Annotated in this window: 13 protein-coding genes; 8 read left to right on the top strand and 5 right to left on the bottom strand. The window is 70.2% G+C overall.

The window, feature by feature from the left end:
- Window positions 1-142: 142 nt before the first annotated feature.
- Entirely contained in the window at window positions 143-2,116 is a 1,974-nt protein-coding gene (gene glgB / locus POL25_RS38750) for a 1,4-alpha-glucan branching protein GlgB (protein WP_272091434.1), read from the bottom strand.
- 662 nt (window positions 2,117-2,778) lie between these two features.
- Window positions 2,779-4,926 carry a glycogen debranching protein GlgX gene (glgX, locus tag POL25_RS38745; RefSeq protein WP_272091433.1) on the bottom strand — a complete coding sequence of 716 codons (2,148 nt, stop codon included), beginning with the start codon at window positions 4,924-4,926 and terminating at the stop codon, window positions 2,779-2,781.
- Window positions 4,927-5,116: 190 nt separating this feature from the next.
- Here glgX and malQ point away from each other — a divergent pair, with 190 nt between their 5' ends.
- From malQ to POL25_RS38705, 8 genes are all read left to right on the top strand, one after another.
- Entirely contained in the window at window positions 5,117-6,751 is a 1,635-nt protein-coding gene (malQ, locus tag POL25_RS38740; RefSeq protein ID WP_272091432.1) for a 4-alpha-glucanotransferase, read from the top strand.
- Window positions 6,752-6,833: 82 nt separating this feature from the next.
- Entirely contained in the window at window positions 6,834-7,886 is a 1,053-nt protein-coding gene (locus POL25_RS38735; RefSeq protein ID WP_272091431.1) for a DUF6263 family protein, read from the top strand.
- Window positions 7,887-8,285: 399 nt separating this feature from the next.
- Complete coding sequence (locus POL25_RS38730; protein ID WP_272091430.1) at window positions 8,286-9,230, top strand: ribulose phosphate epimerase; 945 nt, start codon at window positions 8,286-8,288, stop codon at window positions 9,228-9,230.
- Between the two features lie 456 nt (window positions 9,231-9,686).
- The gene (locus tag POL25_RS38725) at window positions 9,687-11,486 is read left to right on the top strand and encodes a bifunctional metallophosphatase/5'-nucleotidase (RefSeq protein WP_272091429.1); all 1,800 of its coding nucleotides are present in this window, start codon (window positions 9,687-9,689) and stop codon (window positions 11,484-11,486) included.
- A 17-nt stretch (window positions 11,487-11,503) separates the two neighbouring features.
- Window positions 11,504-12,598 carry a hypothetical protein gene (locus tag POL25_RS38720; RefSeq protein ID WP_272091428.1) on the top strand — a complete coding sequence of 365 codons (1,095 nt, stop codon included), beginning with the start codon at window positions 11,504-11,506 and terminating at the stop codon, window positions 12,596-12,598.
- Between the two features lie 296 nt (window positions 12,599-12,894).
- On the top strand, window positions 12,895-14,340 hold the full coding sequence (locus POL25_RS38715; RefSeq protein ID WP_272091427.1) for a hypothetical protein: 1,446 nt from the start codon (window positions 12,895-12,897) through the stop codon (window positions 14,338-14,340).
- A gap of 58 nt (window positions 14,341-14,398) precedes the next feature.
- On the top strand, window positions 14,399-16,228 hold the full coding sequence (locus POL25_RS38710; protein WP_272091426.1) for a hypothetical protein: 1,830 nt from the start codon (window positions 14,399-14,401) through the stop codon (window positions 16,226-16,228).
- 1,002 nt (window positions 16,229-17,230) lie between these two features.
- Window positions 17,231-17,689, top strand: coding sequence for a hypothetical protein (locus tag POL25_RS38705; protein ID WP_272091425.1), 459 nt, complete (start codon window positions 17,231-17,233; stop codon window positions 17,687-17,689).
- 148 nt (window positions 17,690-17,837) lie between these two features.
- Here POL25_RS38705 and POL25_RS38700 read toward each other — a convergent pair whose 3' ends face one another.
- From POL25_RS38700 to POL25_RS38690, 3 genes are all read right to left on the bottom strand, one after another.
- Window positions 17,838-18,626: an alpha/beta fold hydrolase gene (locus POL25_RS38700; protein ID WP_272091424.1), complete on the bottom strand. Its 789-nt coding sequence runs from the start codon at window positions 18,624-18,626 to the stop codon at window positions 17,838-17,840.
- A 124-nt stretch (window positions 18,627-18,750) separates the two neighbouring features.
- On the bottom strand, window positions 18,751-19,683 hold the full coding sequence (locus tag POL25_RS38695) for an alpha/beta fold hydrolase (RefSeq protein ID WP_272091423.1): 933 nt from the start codon (window positions 19,681-19,683) through the stop codon (window positions 18,751-18,753).
- The gene (locus POL25_RS38690) at window positions 19,680-20,081 is read right to left on the bottom strand and encodes a MerR family transcriptional regulator (RefSeq protein WP_272091422.1); all 402 of its coding nucleotides are present in this window, start codon (window positions 20,079-20,081) and stop codon (window positions 19,680-19,682) included. Before POL25_RS38690 ends, POL25_RS38695 begins: the two co-directional genes overlap by 4 nt.
- Window positions 20,082-20,089: the final 8 nt, after the last annotated feature.

Below are 20,089 nucleotides of genomic sequence, written 5' to 3'. Positions count from 1 at the left end.
CACCGCATCACCACGTCGCGCCTCCGCGCCGCGTCATCCCGTCGCAGCGCGCGCCATGCACATGTCTCTCAGGACATGTGTAAATGCCCCATGGGACATGTCCCTCAGAACATGTCCCATGCACCCTACGGGCGCGCGAGCCTCAGCTCGCCGCGTCCGTGCGGGCCGCCTCGGCCTCGGCCGCCAGCGCCTCGCGCAGCTCGAGCGCCGCCGCGTCGTACGCCTTTACCTCTGGCCCGCGGTAGATCAGGGCAGTCAGCGGCGGCAAGTCCAGCGTCGCCGCGCACGGCAGCGCCCCGCCGGCCGAGTGGTCCGCGATCAGCCGCTCTGGCCCCGCGTGACCGGCCCCGCCGAACTGCCCCTCGTCGGACGACATCATCCGCACCCACTCGCCCGGCGCCTCGAACGGCACCGTGTAGTTCGTCCACGTCATCGGCGTGAAGTTCAGGATCACAAGGATCACCGCGCCTTGCCGCGGTCGGCGGAGGAACGCCAGCGTGCTGCGCTGGTAGTCCTCGACCACAGCCCAGCGGAACCCCAGCGGGTCGTGGTCGAGCTCGTGGAGGCCCGGCTCGGCGCGCAGCAGGTGGCCGAGGCGACCGACCCACCGCATCAGCCCCGCGTGGTCGGCGTCGGCCAGCAGGCCCCAGTCGAGCTGCCCGTCGTGGTTCCACTCGCGCACCTGGGCCAGCTCGTCGCCCATGAACAGCAGCTTCTTGCCCGGCAGCCCGAACATGTACGCGTAGAGCAGGCGCAGATTGGCCAGCCGGGCCGCCGAGCCACCTGTCCCCGGGGACATCTTACGGACCAGCGAGCCCTTGCCGTGGACCACCTCGTCGTGGGACAGCGGCAGCATGAACCGCTCCGAGTACGCGTACATCATGCGGAACGTGACGTCGCGGTGGTGCTGCGAGCGCGTCACCGGGTCGCGCCCGAAGTAGCGCAGCGTGTCGTGCATCCAGCCCATGTCCCACTTGAAGTCGAACCCGAGCCCGCCGTCCTCGACCCTGTGCGACACCCCTGGCCAGGCCGTCGACTCCTCCGCGATCGAGACCGCCCCTGGCACCTCGCGGTGGATCGCCTGGTTGAGCGCGCGCAGGAACTCGATCGACTCGAGGTTCTCGCGCCCGCCGAGGTGGTTCGGCAGCCACTGGCCCTCCTTGCGCGAGTAGTCGAGGTACAGCATCGACGCCACCGCGTCGACCCGCAGCCCGTCGACGTGGAACGCCTGCAGCCACATCATCGCCGAGCTGAGGAGGAACGCCCGCACCTCGTGGCGCGCCAGGTTGAAGATCAGCGTGTTCCAGTCCGGGTGGACCCCGCGGCGTGGGTCGGCGTGCTCGTAAAGGTGCGTGCCGTCGAAGTGGACCAGCCCGTGCCCGTCGTTGGGGAAGTGCGCCGGCACCCAGTCGAGGATCACGCCGATGCCCGCCTGATGCAGCGCGTCGATCAGCGCCATCAGCTCCTGCGGCTCGCCGTAGCGGCGCGTCGGCGCGAAGTAACCGGTCGCCTGGTAGCCCCACGAGCCGTAGAACGGGTGCTCCGTCAGCGGCATCAGCTCGACGTGGGTGAACCCGAGCGCGCGCACGTGGGCGATAAGCTTCGGCGCGATCGCTCGATACGACAGGTGTTCGCCGCCCGGCCCGCGCAGCCACGAGCCCAGGTGCACCTCGTAGATCGACATCGGCGCCGACGGCCCCTGCCGCTCGGCCCGGCGCGCCAGCCAGCTCGCGTCGCCCCACTCGTACGCGTGGTCCCAGATCACCGACGCCGTCGCCGGCGGCACCTCGCTCATCAGCGCGTGCGGGTCGGCCTTGTCGTGGACCTGCCCGTCGGCGCCGACGATGCGGAACTTGTAGAGCATCCCGCGCCGGGCCGCCGGCACGAACCCGGTCCACACCCCGCCGCGCGCCGCGTGCAGCGGGTCGCGCTCGCCGTCCCACCCGTTCCACCCGCCGATCACGCTGACCGCCCGCGCGTTCGGGGCCCACACCGCGAAGTGCGTGCCCTCCCCGCCGGGGGCCAGCCGCGCCCCCATGCACTCCCACAGCCGCAGGTGCGTGCCCTCGGCCAGCAGGTGATAGTCGAGGTCGCCCAGCGGGCTCGGTGCGTCCACGGAAACAGCTGTCTCTTGCGACATGTCTTGAAGCGCCTGACCTTCGATACCGGGTCGATCGGGCATGTCCTGAAGTTCAGGCGTCGCGCTCGCCCCGCGCTCGCCCGTCACCGCGTCCGCGGCCGCCTCGACCGCTGCCGGCGTCTCGTCGGTCGCGCTCGCCTCGCCCGCCGCGCGATCCGGCACGCTCGGCGCCGGCGGAGCCTCGCGTGGCGTCGTCTCGCGCGGCTCGTCGCTCGCTCCCGCCTTCACTGCCGCGTCCGCCTCGCTGCCCGGCACGCTCGGCACCGGCGGAGCCTCGCGCGACGCCGGCCCGCGGGTCTCGTCGCGGCGGCTCGGGGTGGGTTTGCGCGGCGCGGAGCGTTCGGGTTTACGAGGGCGAGACATCCTTGCCGGCGGCTTTTACCGAGGAACGCGCGCCGTGCAAACCGCTCGCGGCTCGCTGACTTTGCGTCCCCGCGTGACCTTGCCGGGGCGCGCTCTCGTGGGTCTCCGCGCCCCCGTGCGTGCGTCGCCTCGCATCCTCGCGTCCCCCTGCCACGACGTCCGACCTGCGCGGCGCAGCATGCACCTCGACCGTCCGCGACCTCCGACGCGGGTGCGGTCGAGGTCGGCGGCGCCGACCGTCGTTCGCGTCGCGGACATGTCGCGGGGCCGCCCCCTCAGCTCGCGCGCTGCGGCGGGGCCTCGACGCGGACCAGCATCAGCACGGCCATCGCCGCCGGCGGCAGCTCGTGGCTCTCGGTCGAGGCCGGCAGGATCTCCTCCTCGGCTGTCGGCGACGCCGTGTCGACCACTCGCTGCCAGCGGCCCATGTCGCGGCACGGCAGCGCGAACGACGTCGGCACCTCGTCGGCGTTGAGCAGCACCAGCAGCGTCGCGTCGCTCACCGGCTCACCGCGCTCGTCGCGGAGCCCCGTCGCGTCGCCGCCGAGCAGCAGCGCCAGCGCCCGGGTCGACGGCGACACCCAGTCGCCGTGGCCCATCGCCCGCCCGTCGGGGCGCAGCCACGAGATGTCGCGCAGGTGGCTGTGCGGCCCGCTCGTGCCGGAGAAGAACCGCGAGCGCCGCAGCACCGCGAAGCGCGAGCGCAGGGCCAGCGCCCGGCGGGTGAACGCCAGCATCGCCTGTCCCTCGGGACCTGTCTCCCAGGACAGCCACGAAGTCGGGTTGTCCTGGCAGTACGCGTTGTTGTTGCCGCGCTGGGTGCGGCCGAACTCGTCGCCCGCGCCGAGCATCGGCACCCCTTGCGACACCGCCAGCGTCGTCAAGAAGTTGCGGACCGTCCGCGCCCGCACGGCCGCGAGGCGCGGCTCCTCGCTCGGCCCCTCGACGCCCCAGTTGCTGCTGTGCTCGTGGTTGTTGCCGTCGCGGTTGTCTTCGCCGTTGGCGTGGTTGTGCTTGACGCTGTAGGTCGTCAGGTCGGCCAGCGTGAAGCCGTCGTGACAGGCCACGTAGTTCACGCTCGCCGTCGGCCCGCGGTCGGTCGCCGCGAACAGGTCCGACGAGCCCGTCAACCGGTAGCCCAGCTCGCCCGCCAGGCCGAGGTCGCCGCGCCAGTAGCGGCGCACCGCGTCGCGGTAGCGGCCGTTCCACTCGACCCACGGGTGCGGCGAGCCGCCGAGCTGATAGCCGTGCGGCCCCACGTCCCACGGCTCCGCGATCAGCTTCAGCCGCGACAGCAGCGGGTCCTGCCCGATCGCCGCCAGGAACGGGCTGTGACGATCGACGTCGGCCCCGCGGCGCGACAGCGCCGGCGCCAGGTCGAAGCGGAACCCGTCGACGTGCATGTGCTCGGCCCAGTAGCGCAGGCTGTCGAGCACCAGCTTCAGCGTCTGCGCGTGGCGCAGGTTGAGGGTGTTGCCGCAGCCGGTGAAGTCCGTGTAGTAGCGCGGCGCCCCGGGGTCGAGCAGGTAGTACGCGCGGTTGTCGATCCCACGCAGCGACAGCGTCGGCCCGCCCTGCCCGCCCTCGCACGAGTGGTTGAACACCACGTCGAGGATCACCTCGATGCCCGCGGCGTGCAGCGCCTTGACCATCGCCTTGAACTCGGCGATCTGGCCCCCGGGCCGCGGATCGGCGGCGTAGCGGGCCGCCGGCGCGAAGAACCCGAGCGTGCTGTAGCCCCAGTAGTTCACCAGCCCGCGGCGGCGCACCTCCGGCTCGTCGTAGATCTCGTGCACCGGCAACAGCTCGACCGTCGTCACCCCGAGCGACTTCAGGTGCTCGATCACCGGCGGCGACGCCAGCCCCGCGTACGTCCCGCGCAGGTTCGGCGCCACCTGCGGGTGCAGCCGCGACATCCCCTTCACGTGCAGCTCGTAGATCAGCGTCTCGGTCCACGGCGTCTGCGGCCGGCGGTCGTCGCCCCACTCGAACGCGTCGCTCGCCACCACCCCCTTGGGCGCGTCGGCGGCGTTGTCCTCGCGATCGAACGCCAGGTCGCCGGCCGGGTCGCCGACCCGGTACGCGTACAGCTCGGCCGCGTTGCCGCTCCACGCCACCGCGCGCGCGTACGGGTCGAGCATCAACTTGTGCGGGTTGTGGCGCAGCCCCGCCGGCGGCTCGTAGGGCCCGTCGACGCGGTAGCCGTACAGCTGCCCCGGTCGCAGCCCCGGCACGTAGCCGTGGAAGATCCGACCTGTCCGTTCGGGCAGCTCGATCGTCGCGCCCGGCGGGCGATGCGGCGCGTCGAACAGGCACAGGAACACGCGCGTGGCGGTCTCGGAGAACAGGGCGAAGTTGACGCCGTCGTCGTCGGCGTTCGCCCCGAGCGGGTCCGGTCGACCGGGCCAGATCACAGAGGACACCAGCCGAACGCTACAACACCCGTCCCGGGGCGCGGGCCACCGACAGGCCCGCGCGCGACCGGCGAGATCGGCGCAGCCGCTTCGTTTGTGCCGCCGATTTGCGCGGGTTCCGCTGGTTTGGACTTCGCAGCGCGGGTCCGGCCTGCTACTTGGATCATGGCGCTCGGCCTCGCGCGGGCGCATCCCCGCCATGAGCCAGACCACCGCCTCCTCGCCCGCCGGCCGCGTCGCCGGCGTCACCGTCCCGCTGTTCTCGCTGCGCTCCGAGCAGTCGTGGGGGATCGGCGAGATCGGCGATCTGCCGGCGTTCGCGGCCTTCATCGCCAGGGCCGGGATCTCCCTCGTCCAGGTCCTCCCGCTGAACGAGATCTCCATCGGCAACACCTCGCCGTACGCCGCTTTGTCGGCGTTCGGCATCGATCCGATGTTCATCTCGCTCGGTCCCGTCGTCGACCTGCAGCACCTGAGCACCCGCGACGTGCTCGGGCCCGCCGGCGTCACCGCGCTCGCCGCCGCCCGCAAGCGCAGCACCATCGACTACGCCACCGTCCGCGAGCTCAAGCGCAAGGCGCTGACCGCCGGCTTCAAGCACTTCGTCGAGCGCGAGCTGCAGGCCGGCACCGTCAAGTCGCCGCGGGCTCGCGCCTTCATCGAGTTCTGCGACGCCCAGCGCCGGTGGTTGCCCGACTACGCCCTCTTCCGCGCGATCAAGGACGCCCACCACGGCGCCGCCTGGTGGCAGTGGCCCGACCCCTTGCGCGAGCGCGACCGCGCCGCCCTGCGCGCCGCTCAGGCCCGCCACGCCGACGCCGTCCTCTATCACGAGTACGTGCAGTGGCTCGCCCACGCTCAGTGGGCCGCCGCGCGCAGCGAGCTCGCGCGGCTCGGCGTCGAGCTCATGGGCGACCTCCCGTTCATGGTCGATCGCGACAGCGCCGACGTCTGGGTCCACCACGCCGAGTTCCGCATGGACATGTCGGTCGGCGTGCCCGCCGATCAGTTCGACGAGGACGGCCAGGACTGGGGCCTGCCGCCGTACCACTGGCGGATCATGGCCGCCGGCGATCCCGACTTCGCCTGGCTGCGGCGGCGCGCGGCCTACAGCGCCACCCTCTACGACCGCTTCCGCATCGATCACCTGGTCGGCTTCTATCGCACGTACATGCGGCCCTACGAGCGGCGGCGCGACGACAAGGGCAAGCTCGTGCCCGGCACCTTCGACCCGCCGACCGAGCCCGAGCAGCTCGCCCACGGCGAGAAGGTCATCGGGGCCATCATCGCCAGCGCCGCCGAGCGGGGCGCCCGGCTCATCGCCGAGGACCTCGGATCGATCCCCGCCTACGTCGGCCCCTCGCTGCACAAGCTCGGCGCCCCCGGCTACAAGGTCCTGATCTGGGAGAAGGACGGCGACGCCTTCCGCGACCCCGCCGGCTACCCGGCGCTCTCGGTCGCCACCTTCGGCACTCACGACACCGCCCCCGTCGCCGTCTGGTGGGACGAGCTGAGCCCCGCCGAGCGGGCCGAGGTCCAGAAGCTACCTGGCCTCAAGGACATGCCCGAACCGCTCGGCCGCGAGTTCACCCCGGCCGTGCACGCCGCCCTGCTCCACCTCGTCTTCGCCGCCGGCAGCGACCTCGTGCTGCTGCTCCTGCAGGACCTCCTCGGCGTGCGCGACCGGATCAACAAGCCCGCCACCGTCGGCGATCACAACTGGACCTGGCGGCTGCCGAGCCCGCTGGAGAAGCTGCAGAGCGACCCCCAGGTCCTCGCCGCGCTCGCCCGGGTGCGGGCCGCCGTCGAGGCCAGCGGCCGTCGCCTGCCCTGAGCCGCGTCGACGCCTCCGCGAGGTCCTGGCCCCCCCGCCGCCGCCACGCTGGCGACAGCCGCCTGTGGTAGCCTCGCCGCGCATGTCGCTCCGCCCCCGTCTCCGCGTCCTCTGTGTCCCGCTCGCAGCCGCTGCGCTGCACCTCTTCGGCTGTCAGCCTACCGACAGCAAGCCGGCAACCAAGACCGAGGTCGCGCCGACCAAGACCGACGCTCCGCCGCCCGCGCCGGTCGTCGCCAAGCCTGACGCGACCCCGCCCGCCCCGGTCGTCGCCCCCGACGCCGCCGCCACCACCGGCAAGGGTTCGGTCGTCACCTTGATCGAGCCTGGCGCCGAGCCGCGCGAGCCGCTGCGGCTCAAGCTCACCGCCGGTCAGGAGCAGGCCATGATCATGACCATGCGCATGGGCATGGCCATGCAGATCGGCCCCAACGCGATGCCGAAGACCGACATCCCGCCGATGCAGATGACCATGAACCTCAAGGTCACCGAGATCACCGGCGAGGGCGACATCCGCAGCGAGTTCAGCCTCGACAAGATCGAGGTCCTGCCCGACCCCAAGGTCCCCGACGCCATGGTCCAGCAGCTCAAGGGCGTGCTCGGCACCATGAACAAGATGTCGGGCACCTCGCTCATCACCCCGCGCGGCATCGTCAAGTCGGCCGACTTCAACATGCCCGCCGACGTGAACCCGCAGATCAAGCAGACCGTCGACAGCATGCGTCAGCAGATCAACCAGATGTCGGTGCCCTTCCCCGAGGAGGCGCTCGGCGTCGGCGCCAAGTGGACCGTCACCCAGCAGCTCGATCAGCAGGGCATGAAGCTCGACCAGATCGCCACCTGGGAGCTCAAGGGCCGCGACGGCACCGTCGTCCAGCTCGCCAGCACCATCGTCCAGACGGCCGCCCAGCAGACCATCACCGCCCCCGGCATGCCCGAGGGCGCCAAGGTCAGCCTCGACCGCCTCGAGTCGAACGGCTCCGGCACCACCGAGGTCGACCTCGCCCGCGTCGCTCCGGTCAAGGGCGAGATGAACCTGAAGTCCTCGATCGGCATGACCACCGACGCCAACGGCGTGAAGATGCCGATGACCATGGACATGGACCTGAACCTCCAGATCAGCGGCGGCAAGTAGCCCGCGCCCCGCGATCGCGAAGCCGGACGGCGCCCTCGTGGGCGCCGTTTTGCGTTGGGTCGCGCCCCGGCTCGCATCCGCGGAGCGCGATTTGCCCCACGCGCAAAGGACGCTCGTCCGAGGTGCTGCCCTCATGATCGAGTAAAACAAACAATCGACACCGATAAACTTAAATTCCTTGCGTTGGTTTCGGAGGTTGTATAAGACTTGTTGCAAGGATTAACTGTTTTGCAGTTTTATCACCTGAGCATCTTCCGTTGCGGACGCCCCAATGGGTATGGGCGCGCACGGATGCGCAGGCGGGCTGCCGGCGGCTGATCCCAAAGACATGTCGCAATGTACATGTCCATAAGGACATGCCGTTGCTCATCCGGCTTAATGACGCGAGGAAGGTGCGAGATGAAGCGAGCATGGACGACTCTGACGGCCGCGCTGTTGCTGATGGCGTGCGAGAACAAGGAACCGGTCAGCCCGACCGCGGGCATCAACACCACCTCCGGTGGTGAAGAGGACAGCGAGAGCGGCACCTCGACCAGCGCCGGCGAGACGGTCGATCCGCCGCAGACCACCACCGAATCGGCGGCCACCAGCGAGACCGACGGCGAGACCGAGACCGACGGCGACACCACCTGCAGCTTCATCCAGTGCGGCACCACCGGCACCCCGCCGCCGGAGGTGGAGTGCGACAACTGGGCCCAGGACTGCCCCGCCGGCCAGAAGTGTTCCGCCTGGGCCAACGACGGCGGCTCCTCGTGGAACAGCCTCAAGTGCGTCCCCGTCGAGGAGAACAGCGGCGCCCCGGGTGACCCGTGCACCGTCGAGGGCAGCGGCGTCAGCGGCATCGACTCGTGCGCCCTCGGCTCGATGTGCTGGAACGTCGACAACGACACCGGCCAGGGCACCTGCGTCGACCTCTGCAACGGCTCGCCCGAAGCCCCCGACTGCGCCGATCAGTCGACCACCTGCGTGATCGCCAACGACGGCGTGCTCAACCTGTGCCTGCCGCAGTGCGACCCGCTGCTGCAGGACTGCGCCGGCAGCGACCTGTGCCTGCCGAACCCCGCCGACGAGGGCTTCGTGTGCGTCCTCGACGCCTCCGGCGACGCCGGCGTCGCCTTCGACCCGTGCGAGTTCGCCAACGCCTGCGACAAGGGCCTCACCTGCCAGGACCCCGGCTTCGCCACCGAGTGCGACTCCTCGGCCCTCGGCTGCTGCCTGCCCTACTGCGACATCACCGCGCCCGACTGCCCCGGCGCCGGCCAGGAGTGCATCACCTGGTACGAGCAAGGCACCGCCCCGCCCGGGTTCGAGAACCTCGGCCTGTGCGGCATCCCCATGGGCTGATCGCTCCGCCCGACCTTACCGCAGGGACATGTCCGTTCGGGCATGTCCCTGCGGTCATGTTCACGTGCCCGCCACGCCTGCACCGCGAGCGCGGCAGGTCGACCGCGCGGCCCCGACCCCGCGTCGCTCAGGGCTGCACCCCCGCCGCCGATGGTCGGAGGTCCGGCACCGGCGACGGCGAGCCCGCTCGGTGTCACGATCCCGCGGACGGCGACGAGGGGGTCTCCGAACCCGAGCAAGCAGAGCCGCGGTGTGACCCGCGTGCGAGGCTGCCGACGCCTGCCTGTGACTTTAAAGCGACACGCGCACGCACCGCCTGGAGCCGCGGCCGGAGCAGCGTTCGGCCCGCGGAGCCTGCACGCGGTCGGGCCCGGGGAGCATGACCTGGGCCACGACCGCCGCGACCCCGGTCCGGATTGCGCGAACGCGCGGGGCCTGTTACCTCTCGCCGCAACCGTGCGGAACTCGCGTCCTTCGATCGCCCTCGGCCTGCTTGCGACCCTTTCGCTGGGCTCGTGCCTCTACGAGGCCGACAACCCCGACCTCACCGGTCAGGACGTCCGGCTCACGATCCTGCACACCTCGGACGTGCACTCGCGGATCTTGCCGTACGACCACGTCCCGCTCTACACCGAGCAGCAGCTCGGGCTGGCCAAGGGCCGCGGGCCGTACGGCGGCGTCGCGCGCATGGCTCACATCGTCAAGCGCGAGCGAGAGCACGCCGGACGCTCGATCTGGGTCGACTCCGGCGACCTGTTCCAGGGCGCCCCGATCTTCAACATCTTCAACGGCGAGGCCGAGGTGCGGGCGATGTCGATGGCCGGTCTCGACGCCATGGCGCTCGGCAACCACGAGTTCGACCACGGCCCGGAGAACGTGCTCGAGCAGTTCTCGAGCTTCGGCGACTTCGACCTGCTGGCCGCCAACTACGAGTTCGAGGACGACGCCAAGCCGTTCGCCACCAAGTTCGACATCATCGTCAAGCCGTTCGTCGTCTACAACGTCGACGGCCTCAAGCTCGGCATCATCGGCATGGGCAACCTCAGCTCGATGAACAGCCTCGAGGACGGCACCAACAACCTCGGGGTCCTGCCGAAGGAGACCCTGCAGACCGTCCAGTTCTACACCAACTTCCTGCGCGAGTCGGTCGACCTGGTGGTCCTGCTCGACCACCTCGGGCTGACCGAGGACGAGGTCCTGGCGCGCAACATCTGTGGCCTCGACCTGATCCTCGGCGGCCACCACCACATCGCCCTCAGCCCGCCCAAGCTGATCGACTACAACCCCGACGCCAAGTACATCTCGGCCCGGCCCGACATGGACGCCGAGGTCGTGACGGTCGACAGCGAGGGCGAGGAAGACGACCCCGAGGCCGGCGCCGACCCTGACGGCAAGGACCCGCCGCGCGGCATCGGCGAGTGCAAGCCCGAGCACCGGCGCCAGACCCTGCTGGCCCACCCGAACGCGTTCGCCAAGTTCGTCTCGCGGCTCGACATCGTCGTCCGCGACAAGCACATCATCTCGCACAAGTTCAAGCTGTTCCCGATCGACGCCACCGTGCCCGAGGACCCGGAGACCCGCGAGGTCCTGCAGGAGTACATCAACGAGATGGCGCAGACGCTGCTGCTCGACCGCGTGATCACGACCGCGACCGAGTCGCTGCGGCGGTTCGGCAACACCGGCGGCGACAGCATGCTCGGCAACCTGGTCGCCGAGGCGATGCAGTACCGCCGCTACATCGAGACCGAGTTCTGCGTCACCAACTCGCTCGGCATCCGCACCGACATCCTCGCCGGCCCGATCACGTACGAGCAGATGTACAACGTGATGCCGTTCGAGAACACGATCACGACGATGATCCTGAGCGGCCTCGAGGTCCAGGAGCTGCTGGACTTCGCCACCCGCTCGAGCGCCGAGCGCGGCTGCAACTCGCAGATCCAGGTCTCCGGCATCAGCTTCACGATGAACTGTCGCACCGGCAAGGCCGAGGACATCAAGATCAACGGCGAGCCGCTCAAGTCCGCCCGCGCCTACGACATGTGCACCAACGACTACATGGCGTGGGGCGGCAGCGGCTTCCGCATGCTCAAGCGCAACACCACCAAGGTCAACACCGGCATCCCGATCCGCGAGGCGATGATCCAGTACATGCGGGACATCCCGCAGCTGCCCGCCTGCTACGACACCAACACGCCGCTCGACCTCTGCAAGTCCGGGTACGCCGTGCCCGACGGTCGCATCGTCACCAAGTACTAGGAACGAGGTCGCCCGCCATGAACACGAAGCACCCCGTCTCCGTCCTCGCCCTCCTGCTCGCCGGCGGCCCCGCCTGCGTCCAGGAGATCGACAAGAGCACCGGCAAGGTCGCGCCGCTCACCTTCAAGGTCGAAGTCGAGGGCGAGGTCGGCAGCGAGAAGGCCCCGCTGATCTACAGCGGCAGCGGCCGGCAGTTCGTCCTCGACATCCGCGCCGTCGACGACGCCGGCGAGACTGCCACCTGGTTCTCGGGACAGGTCACTCTCGACGTCGCCCCGCGCGGGCAGCTCGCCGCGGGTCAGCCGACCACGATCACCGTCACCGAGGGCCAGGCGCTGGGCGTCCCGGTCGAGGTCATGCGGGCCCACGGCGCCACCAACATCTGGGTCGAGGACCGCGGCACCGAGGAGGCCCCGGGCAGCTACGCCACCGGCCTGTCGCCGACGATCCACGTCGCCCACCCGACCCTGCGCGAGATCAACGAGACCGACATCCCGGCCAGCTCGCCGCTCAACGGCGACTTCGTCAAGGTCAACGCCGAGGGTCGCACGCTGGTGGTCACCGGCATCGCCGTCGACGGCTTCTACTTGACCGACCTGACCGACATGGCGACCGGCTACAACGCCATCTTCGCCCACACGCACTCGCGGCCGAAGGGCATCGAGCAGGGCTCGGTGATCGAGGACATCATCGGCACGGTGGTCGAGTTCTACGGCTTCACCGAGCTCAGCTTCCCGACCTACCGGGTCGGCGGCAAGCTGTCCAACCTGGTGCCCGTGCAAATCACCAGCGATCTCGTCGACGACGATCAGGCGATGGAGAAATTGGAGAGCCGTCTGGTCGAGGTGCGAGACGTCACGGTGTGTCCGCTGGGTGACGGCTACGCGACGTTCGGCCAGTGGGTGGTGCTCGTCGACCCTTCCGGCAACTGCAACAACGGCAAGGGCGGGGTCAACGTCGTCAGCGCCCTCAGCGCGACCGGCTTCGACCCGGCCGACCACGTCGGCGGCAAGCTGAACATCGTCGGCGACCTGCGTTACCACGCCGCCGCGCGACCGTCCTGGCTGCTCTACACCCGCGACGACGCCGACATCCAGTCGTCCTCGCAGTAGCCCGCGGCTCGGCCTCGGCGCCCGTGGTTCAACGTTCGCGGCGGCGCCCCGCGTGCGGCGCCGACGTCGGCCCGACGTCGTCCCGTTGTCGACCGCGTCACAACGTTCGCTGGGGGATCGCCTCACAAAGGCGGGCCTGGGACCCGGCCTCGCTCGCTGCATCACAGGGGCCAGGCTTGACATCGCGCTTGGCCGCAAAGTAAGTGTCCGGGCGCACGGAACGCCTCTTCTGGCGGCACGCGCCGCGAATCACTGCACGGCCTCTCGAGGCCACGAGCTGCGAAGGAGCTGGAATCATGCGTCGACTCGTCCCCTGCACTGCGCTGTGTCTGTTCGCCTGCAACGCGTTCAACAACTCCACCACCGCGGGTGACGACGCGACGGCGACCGACGGCACCGCCGGCACCGGCGACTCCTCGCCGACCGGCAACCAGCCGACCGACGGCGGTGGCCTGCAAGACACCACCATCTTCGACCTCCAGCAGGACAAGGTCACGCCGAACTCGCTGGTGCGCGTCAAGGACGTGGTCGTCGTCTCGCCGACGAAGTTCAGCGGCAGCGGGGCTGGCTCGGTGTTCATCCAGGAGCTCGACGGCGGCGAGTACTCGGGCATCCAGCTCTACATCTACCCTGACACCGCCACCGAGCTGATGGCCCAGGGCAAGGTGCCGAAGCCGGGCGACAAGCTCACCGTCGTCGGCGAGTACGTCGAGTACAAGGCGATGGACGACACCGGCACCGAGACGTTCAGCGAGATCAACATCTCGCTCGCCGACGACATCATGATCACCGGCACCGCCACCCCCCCGACCCCGCCGGTCGTGTCGCCGCCCGACATCGCCAACGGCGGCGCGCTGACCGAGGTGTGGGAGAGCGTGGTGGTCACCGTCGAGAACGTCGACGTCACCAACGCCGACCTCGGCTTCGGCGAGTTCGAGGTCACCGGCGGCCTGCGCATCGACGACATGTTCTTCCTGCCCGAGGGCGGGCCCAAGCCGCCGGTCGACACCACGCTGACCCTCACCGGGCCGCTGGTCTACAACTTCGGCAACTTCAAGCTGGTGCCGCGCAGCTGCGACGACTACGTCGGCTTCGAGTGCGAGGGCGGCAACACGACCGACACCGACACCGACACCACGACCGGACCGATGGGCGCCGTCACGATCTTCGACATCCAGCAAGGCAACGTCGGCGAGGGCAGCTTCGTCACGGTCGAGAACGTGGTCGTCACCAGCCCGCTGAACTTCAAGAAGGACGGCTTCTTCGTCCAGGACCCGGCCGGCGGCGAGTACTCGGGCATCTACGTCTACATCAACCAGAACCCCGACATGCTGGCGGTCCAGCCCGGCGACGTCGTCACCATCAACGGGCTCTACTCCGAGTTCTACGAGATGTCGCAGATCACCGCCGGCAAGGCCGGCGACGTGATCGTCAGCGGCACCGACGCCGTGCCCTCGCCGATCGTGGTCGACGCGGCCGACGTCGCCACCTCGGGCTCGATGAGCGAGAACTACGAGTCGGTGCTCGTCACCGTCGAGAACGTGACGGTGACCGCCGAGGCCGACATGTTCGGCGAGTGGACGATCGACGGCGGCCTCCGCCTCGACGACCTGTTCTTCGCCACCGCCGACTGGCCCAAGCCCGCGGTCGACGACACCTTCGCGTCGATCACCGGCCCGCTGGTGTTCAGCTTCGAGAACTTCAAGCTGGCCCCGCGCACCGCCGACGACCTCGTCAAGTAACCCGGACCTCGCCCCCCGCCGACGCCTCCGGTCCCGTAGCCGAGAGACCACGTACCCCATGCAGTGGCCCCTTCCCGCCGCCGTCCTCGCCGTCGCCTGGCTCGCGCCCGGCCTCGCCCTCGCGTCGCTCCAGCCCAGCCAGGGCGACTCCGGTCCGCCCCCCGGGTCGAGCCAGCCGCCTGCCTCGGCCAGCCAGACGCCGACGCTGACGCCGCCAGCCCCGTCGGCCGCGCCGCCGCCGGCCGAGCCGGATGCGACCAGCGCCGAGGGACCTGCCCCTCCGACCAGCACGACGCAGGCGGTCGACATCGACGCGCTGCAGAAGGAGCTCCGGGCCCTGCGCACGCGGGTCGACCGCGCCGAGCAGCGCCTGGCCACCCAGGAGCAGCGCCGCAGCGTCGACGACCAGCGGGCGATGCCGTCGACGGGCTACAACCAGTGGACGGCCGGCAACGCGATGGCGACGCGCCTCACGTTCGCCATCTCCGACGACAACCTGCTCGCCGGCGCGAAGGACCGCTCGCCCTCGGCCGGCTTCAAGCTGGCGGCCGACCGCCTGTTCTACGACGCGATCGAGCAGGAGAAGCGCGGCTTCGAGACCGAGACGCAGCTCGTCGTCTACAAGCGCATGCCGACGTTCTTCAAGCGGATGGACGCGGAGGCGGCGTTCGTCACCGAGATCGAGCAGTGGCACGACGGCAAGACGTTCCAGAACTACACGACGCTCAGCGACGACGGCTCGTACGGCAAGCTCAACTTCTACACGAAGCGCAACGACTACACCGGCGATAACATCTCGCTGACGATGTTCCCGGTCGACTCGCAGCGGTTCCTGCTCGGGTACACGTACGCGGTCACGTGGGGCGGCGAGCGCATGTTCCCCAACAACACCGGCCAGACGCCGGGCCTGCGCCTGCGCTACGACTGGAACGTCGGCACCGGCAAGGACAGCTACGTGTTCCTCGGCGCCAAGTCGGCGCGCCTGCTCAACGAGAAGATCAACGAGCCGCAGACGTACTACTCGGCGCTCGCCGGGTTCGGCATCGGCTTCACGCCGTGGCTCGCGTGGGAGGTCAACGGCGGCTACTACCAGTCGGGCGCGTTCCCGATGTTCTCGCCGAACTCGCGCATCGGCGGCAAGACGGTGCAGACGTTCGGCGGCTCGACCCGCCTGACGGCCCACTGGGGCGTCCCGATCGGCACGTCGATCGACTTCCAGCTGTTCCGCTACAGCCCGGACGCCAGCTTCCTGCTGACGCAGAACCAGATCTACGACAACCGCACCGCCGGCTCGGCAGCGATCGAGTTTACGACGGTCGGCCAGACGCTGCAGCAGTTCGAGCAGCCCGATACGACGCGGATCCAGCCGGCCAAGGCGGCGGCGTTCCTCGGCAAGCTGCGGATCAAGAAGCTGCGCCTGTTCGCGAATGCCATCTACCGCGACCTGGCGTTCGTGGTGCTGTCGATCCCGGGCGTGTTCCCGTACCAGACGTTCCCCCACGAGGCGCGGGTGTCGCCCGAGCTGTGGGGCTCGCTGGGCCTCGACTACTACTTCGAGCGCTCGAAGCTGACGCCCGGCGCCGTGCTGGCGTACAAGTCGCCGGCGTCGATCAAGGTCGGCGACACGACGAACGTGTACCGCGAGTTCTGGGACCAGGAGGTCCTGCCAGCCGGCCAGAACCCGTTCGACATCCTGTCGGGCAAGCTGACGCTGAAGTGGGACATCGCGCCGTTCTTCGTGGTGGTGTCGGAGCTGCGCTATACGCTCGACAACAACCGGACGAAGTTCGTGAAGGCGAGCAACGAGTCGGGCCGGATCCGCGTGTTCGAGGATCCGAACGTGACGAACCGGCTCGGGTTCTTCTTGCTGGCGCAGGCTCGCTGGTAGGCTGACTCGACGCCGAGGCGCAGGAGCTCTCGTGGCGCGTCCACGGGGGCTCTTCGCGTTTTGCTCGCTTCGCTCTCGAGGGTCGTCTGCAGGCGGCTCTCGTCGCGCGTCCCTCGGGGTCTCGCCGCGCGGCTCCTGTCGCGTGTCCCTCGGGACAGGTCTCGTCGCGCGGCTCCTGTCGCCTGTCCCTCGGGACAGGTCTCGTCGCGCGGCTCCTGTCGCGGGTCCCTCGGGGCGGGGCCAGGATATTGTCGAGCGGGCGGACGAGGGGCGGCGCAGCGGGTCCGTCGCGACGCGAGACCTGCCATGCCACATGCTCGGCGCGGAGGGTGCGACGGGGCCCTGTCCGCAGAGACCCGCCGCGCCTGCGCGTGAGGCATGGGGCCCCTCGCTGCGTCCCACTGCGCCGCCCCTCGCCCACCCTGTGAAGACCGTCGTGGCCCCGCCTGGTCACCGCGCAAAGGGGCTCGTGGCGCGTATGTCTCTCGGGACAGCCGATTGTCGTGGTGAGTCAGCTGCGCCGCCCCTCGCCCGCCCTGTGAAGACCGTCGCGGCCCCGCCTGTCACCGGGCGACTGGGTTTGTGGCGCGTATGTCTCTCGGGATAGCCGCGGGTCGTGGTGGGTCCGGGTGCCCTCGCCTGCCATCGACTCGACGGGGCGTGTCCGTAGAGGCCCGCCGCGCCTGCGCGTGAGGCATGGGGACCTCGCTGCCTCCCACTGCGCCGCCCCTCGCCCGCCCTGTGAAGACCATCATGGCCCTGCCTGGTCGCCGGGCGACTGGGTTTGTGGCGCGTATGTCTCTCGGGACAGCCGCGGGTCGTGGTGGGTCCGGGTGCCCTCGCCTGCCATCGAACGAGCGCTCTCCGTGACCGGACTGGCCGGCTGCCGACACTACCTGTTCAGACCCCAGGGCGCTGAGTTCTGGCAGGTCTCCGCGCCTGGACCCCGCGACCCGGCCCCGCTGATACGGGCCGCCTGGCCTGCCGAAACGTCGAAGCATCATGACGCAACGCAAGTACTTCCCGAACGAGCACGAGCTCTGCACCTGGAACGCGGTGACACTCACCACGCACCGCGTGGTCTATCGCAATCAAGAGACGAACACTTCGACGACGCTCCTCCTGCACTGCCTCAGCGGTACGGAGGTCGTCAAGCGCGAAGAACCGGGCTTGCTGGTCCTCGCTGTCATCACCCTTGTCGTCGCGGGGTTGGCAGACAAGATCGCACTCGGGGCTGTCGCTGCCGTCGTGCTCGTCCTCGTGTACATGGCGACGCGGAAGGCGATGCTCGTTATTCGCGGTGATGGCGGCAAGATCGTGCGCTCGGTGTCGGGGGAGGCCGCGGATGCCAGTGCGGCGATCGAGTTCGCGGACCGCATCGATCGCGTCGCGTGCCTGGTGAGCCGCAGACCCGAGGCCGAACCCAGGCTCTCGAACGAGGGTCCTTCAATGCGGCAATGACTGGGGTTGAGCCTCGTCGAGCAGCCGACCTGGAGACGCACTCCGGTACGGCCCTGCGGGACTCGGGACGCCCGCAGGTTGCGGACCGACCTGTCCCGAGAGACATCCGCGGGTGCGTGAGGCTCACCCGCCCCCGCTGCGCGGATTCTCAGGCGACCAGGCGGCGCTCCGCGGCGGTGACGAAGGCGGCGAGGCGCTCGTTGAACGCTTCGGAGACGAGCTGCGGGAAGTGATGGGGGCTCTCGATGGTGACGAGGCGGCCGCGGCCCAGGACGGCGGCCCTCCTGGCGGACACGTCGAGGGCGCGGCCCCAGCCGCCGGTGACGACCAGCAGGGGGATGCCCGCCTGAGCGATGACCGCGAGCTCGCGCTCGAGGTCGACCTTGCGCGGGACCACGAGGTGTTCGATGGCCTGGCCGATGGCGGCGAGCTCGGACGCGTCGTCGCCGTGGAGGCCGTCGGGGATGTGCATGAGCTCGCCGAACCGCCGGGCGCGGGCCTCGTGATCGCGCGAGAGCTTGAGCGTGAGGGCGGTGCGGAGCACGAAGCCGAGGACGGCAGGGCTGGCGATGGCGAGCGCGAGCATGGCGGGCTCGATGAGCGTGAGGCTGCGGACCGCGGCGGGCCGCCGGGCCGCGGCAGCGAGCGCGACGCAGCCGCCGAACGAGTGACCGACGAGGTGGGCGCCGTCGCCCAGCAACTGCGCGGCCCACTCGCCGTCAGCCTCGGCGTCGTCAGGGCGGCCCGGCGCCGAGCTGCGTCCGTGGCCGGGCCGGTCGGGCACGAGCAGCTGGAAGCCGCGGTCGACGAGCCGCGCCTGCGCCGAGAAGTGACGCTCGCCGCGGACCTTGCTGCCCTGCACCCCGCCGTGGACGAGGACGATGCGCGGTCCCACAGCGCCCCAGCGGGTGATGGCGATGTCCTCGAGGCCGATCATGCTCGCAGCAGTATCACCCGCTGTCGTGACGAGCAACGACGCGGGTCGCAGACGCAGGAGTGGTCGCAAATCGGGAGCTTCGACGCCGGGACCGCGCGCGAGCCGACTCGGCTCCGCGCTTCGCTCACGGCAGTTCGTGGAGCAGCGCCGTCAGGGCCTCGGGGGCCGAGGCGAACGGCGAGTGGCTGGTCTTGAGGGTCTTGCGGTCGAAGCGATGGGTCGGCGTCCAGGCGTCGGCTTCGCGGATCATGAGGTCCTGCAGGGCGAGCGGCAGGGCGCGATCGTCGGTGCAGCGGATGAAGGTCCGCGGCAAGGATCCCCAGCGCTCCTTCGTCGCGCCGACGTCGGTGGTCCAGTAGCCGAGCGGCAGGTCGGGCGTCAGCGCCAGGGCGAAAGCGAGGAACTCGTCCTCCGGGACGTCGTGATAGAAGCCGGCGCGCAGCAGCGCGCGGTAATTGGCGTCGCCGCGCGGATCGATGCGGACGACGCCAGTCTTGCCTGGATCGCCGAGCATCAAGCCATCGACCTTCGCGTGCCTGGCCTCGGGCAGCTCACCGTACGCGCTCGTGGGGCCGCGCCGCACGGGGCAGTAGGCGGTGAGGTAGACGAGCCGGCCGACCAGCTCCGGGGCGCGCTCGCCCACCCGCGTGATGACGGTGCCGCCCATGCTGTGGCCGACGACGATCGGCCGCGACGGGCCCTGCAGCTCGCGCAGGGCGGCGATCACGAGGTCGGCGGCGTCGTCGAGGCGGAGGTCCTTCTGCGGCGAGACCTCGGCGGCGAAGGCGGCCCGATCCGCGCCGAGGTAAGCGCGCGGGAACCGGGCCGAGAGGCCGTGACCCGGCAGGTCGAGCGCCACGACGCGATGGCCGCGGGCGCTGAGCAGCCGGACGATCCGCGCCCAGTGCAACGCGCTGTGCCACGCGCCGTGGATGAGCACGTAGGTGCGCGGCGCGGTCGCGGGCACGGGTGCGGCCGCGTGGGCTTGGTGGGTGGTGGTCAGGGCCGCGGCGCCCGCGGCGAGTCCGAGGTTCGTGAAAAATTGTCTGCGTCTCATGGTCCGTTCGCCTCCTGGTCGCGGCTCGCTACCCTCGCTGCCTGCGCGCTCTGCTGCGCGGCGGCCTTGAGGGTGGCGAGCAGGCGATCACGACGCTCCTCCAGCTCCGCGATCAAGGTCTCGATCTCCTCGAGCTTGTCGCGGTGGGCCTGCAAGGCGACGGGACAGAGCGCGGCGGCGCCGTCGGTGAACATGCAGGCGGGGAAGGTCGCTATCTCTTCGAGCGAGAAGCCGAGCCGGATCATGCGCGCGACGTGCTTCACCTCGGCCACCGCCTGGTCGCCGAAGTCGCGATAGCCGTTGAAGAGACGACCGGCGCTGAGCAAGCCGGCCTTCTCGTAGTGGCGGATCGCGCGAGGGCTGACCCCCGTCCGCGTTGCGAGCTCTCCGATCCTCATCGACACCT

Origin of the sequence: Nannocystis bainbridge (genome assembly GCF_028368995.1) — a bacterium.
In the GTDB taxonomy this organism is placed as follows: domain Bacteria; phylum Myxococcota_A; class Polyangia; order Nannocystales; family Nannocystaceae; genus Nannocystis; species Nannocystis bainbridge.
This window is presented reverse-complemented; position numbering and strand designations above follow the sequence as displayed.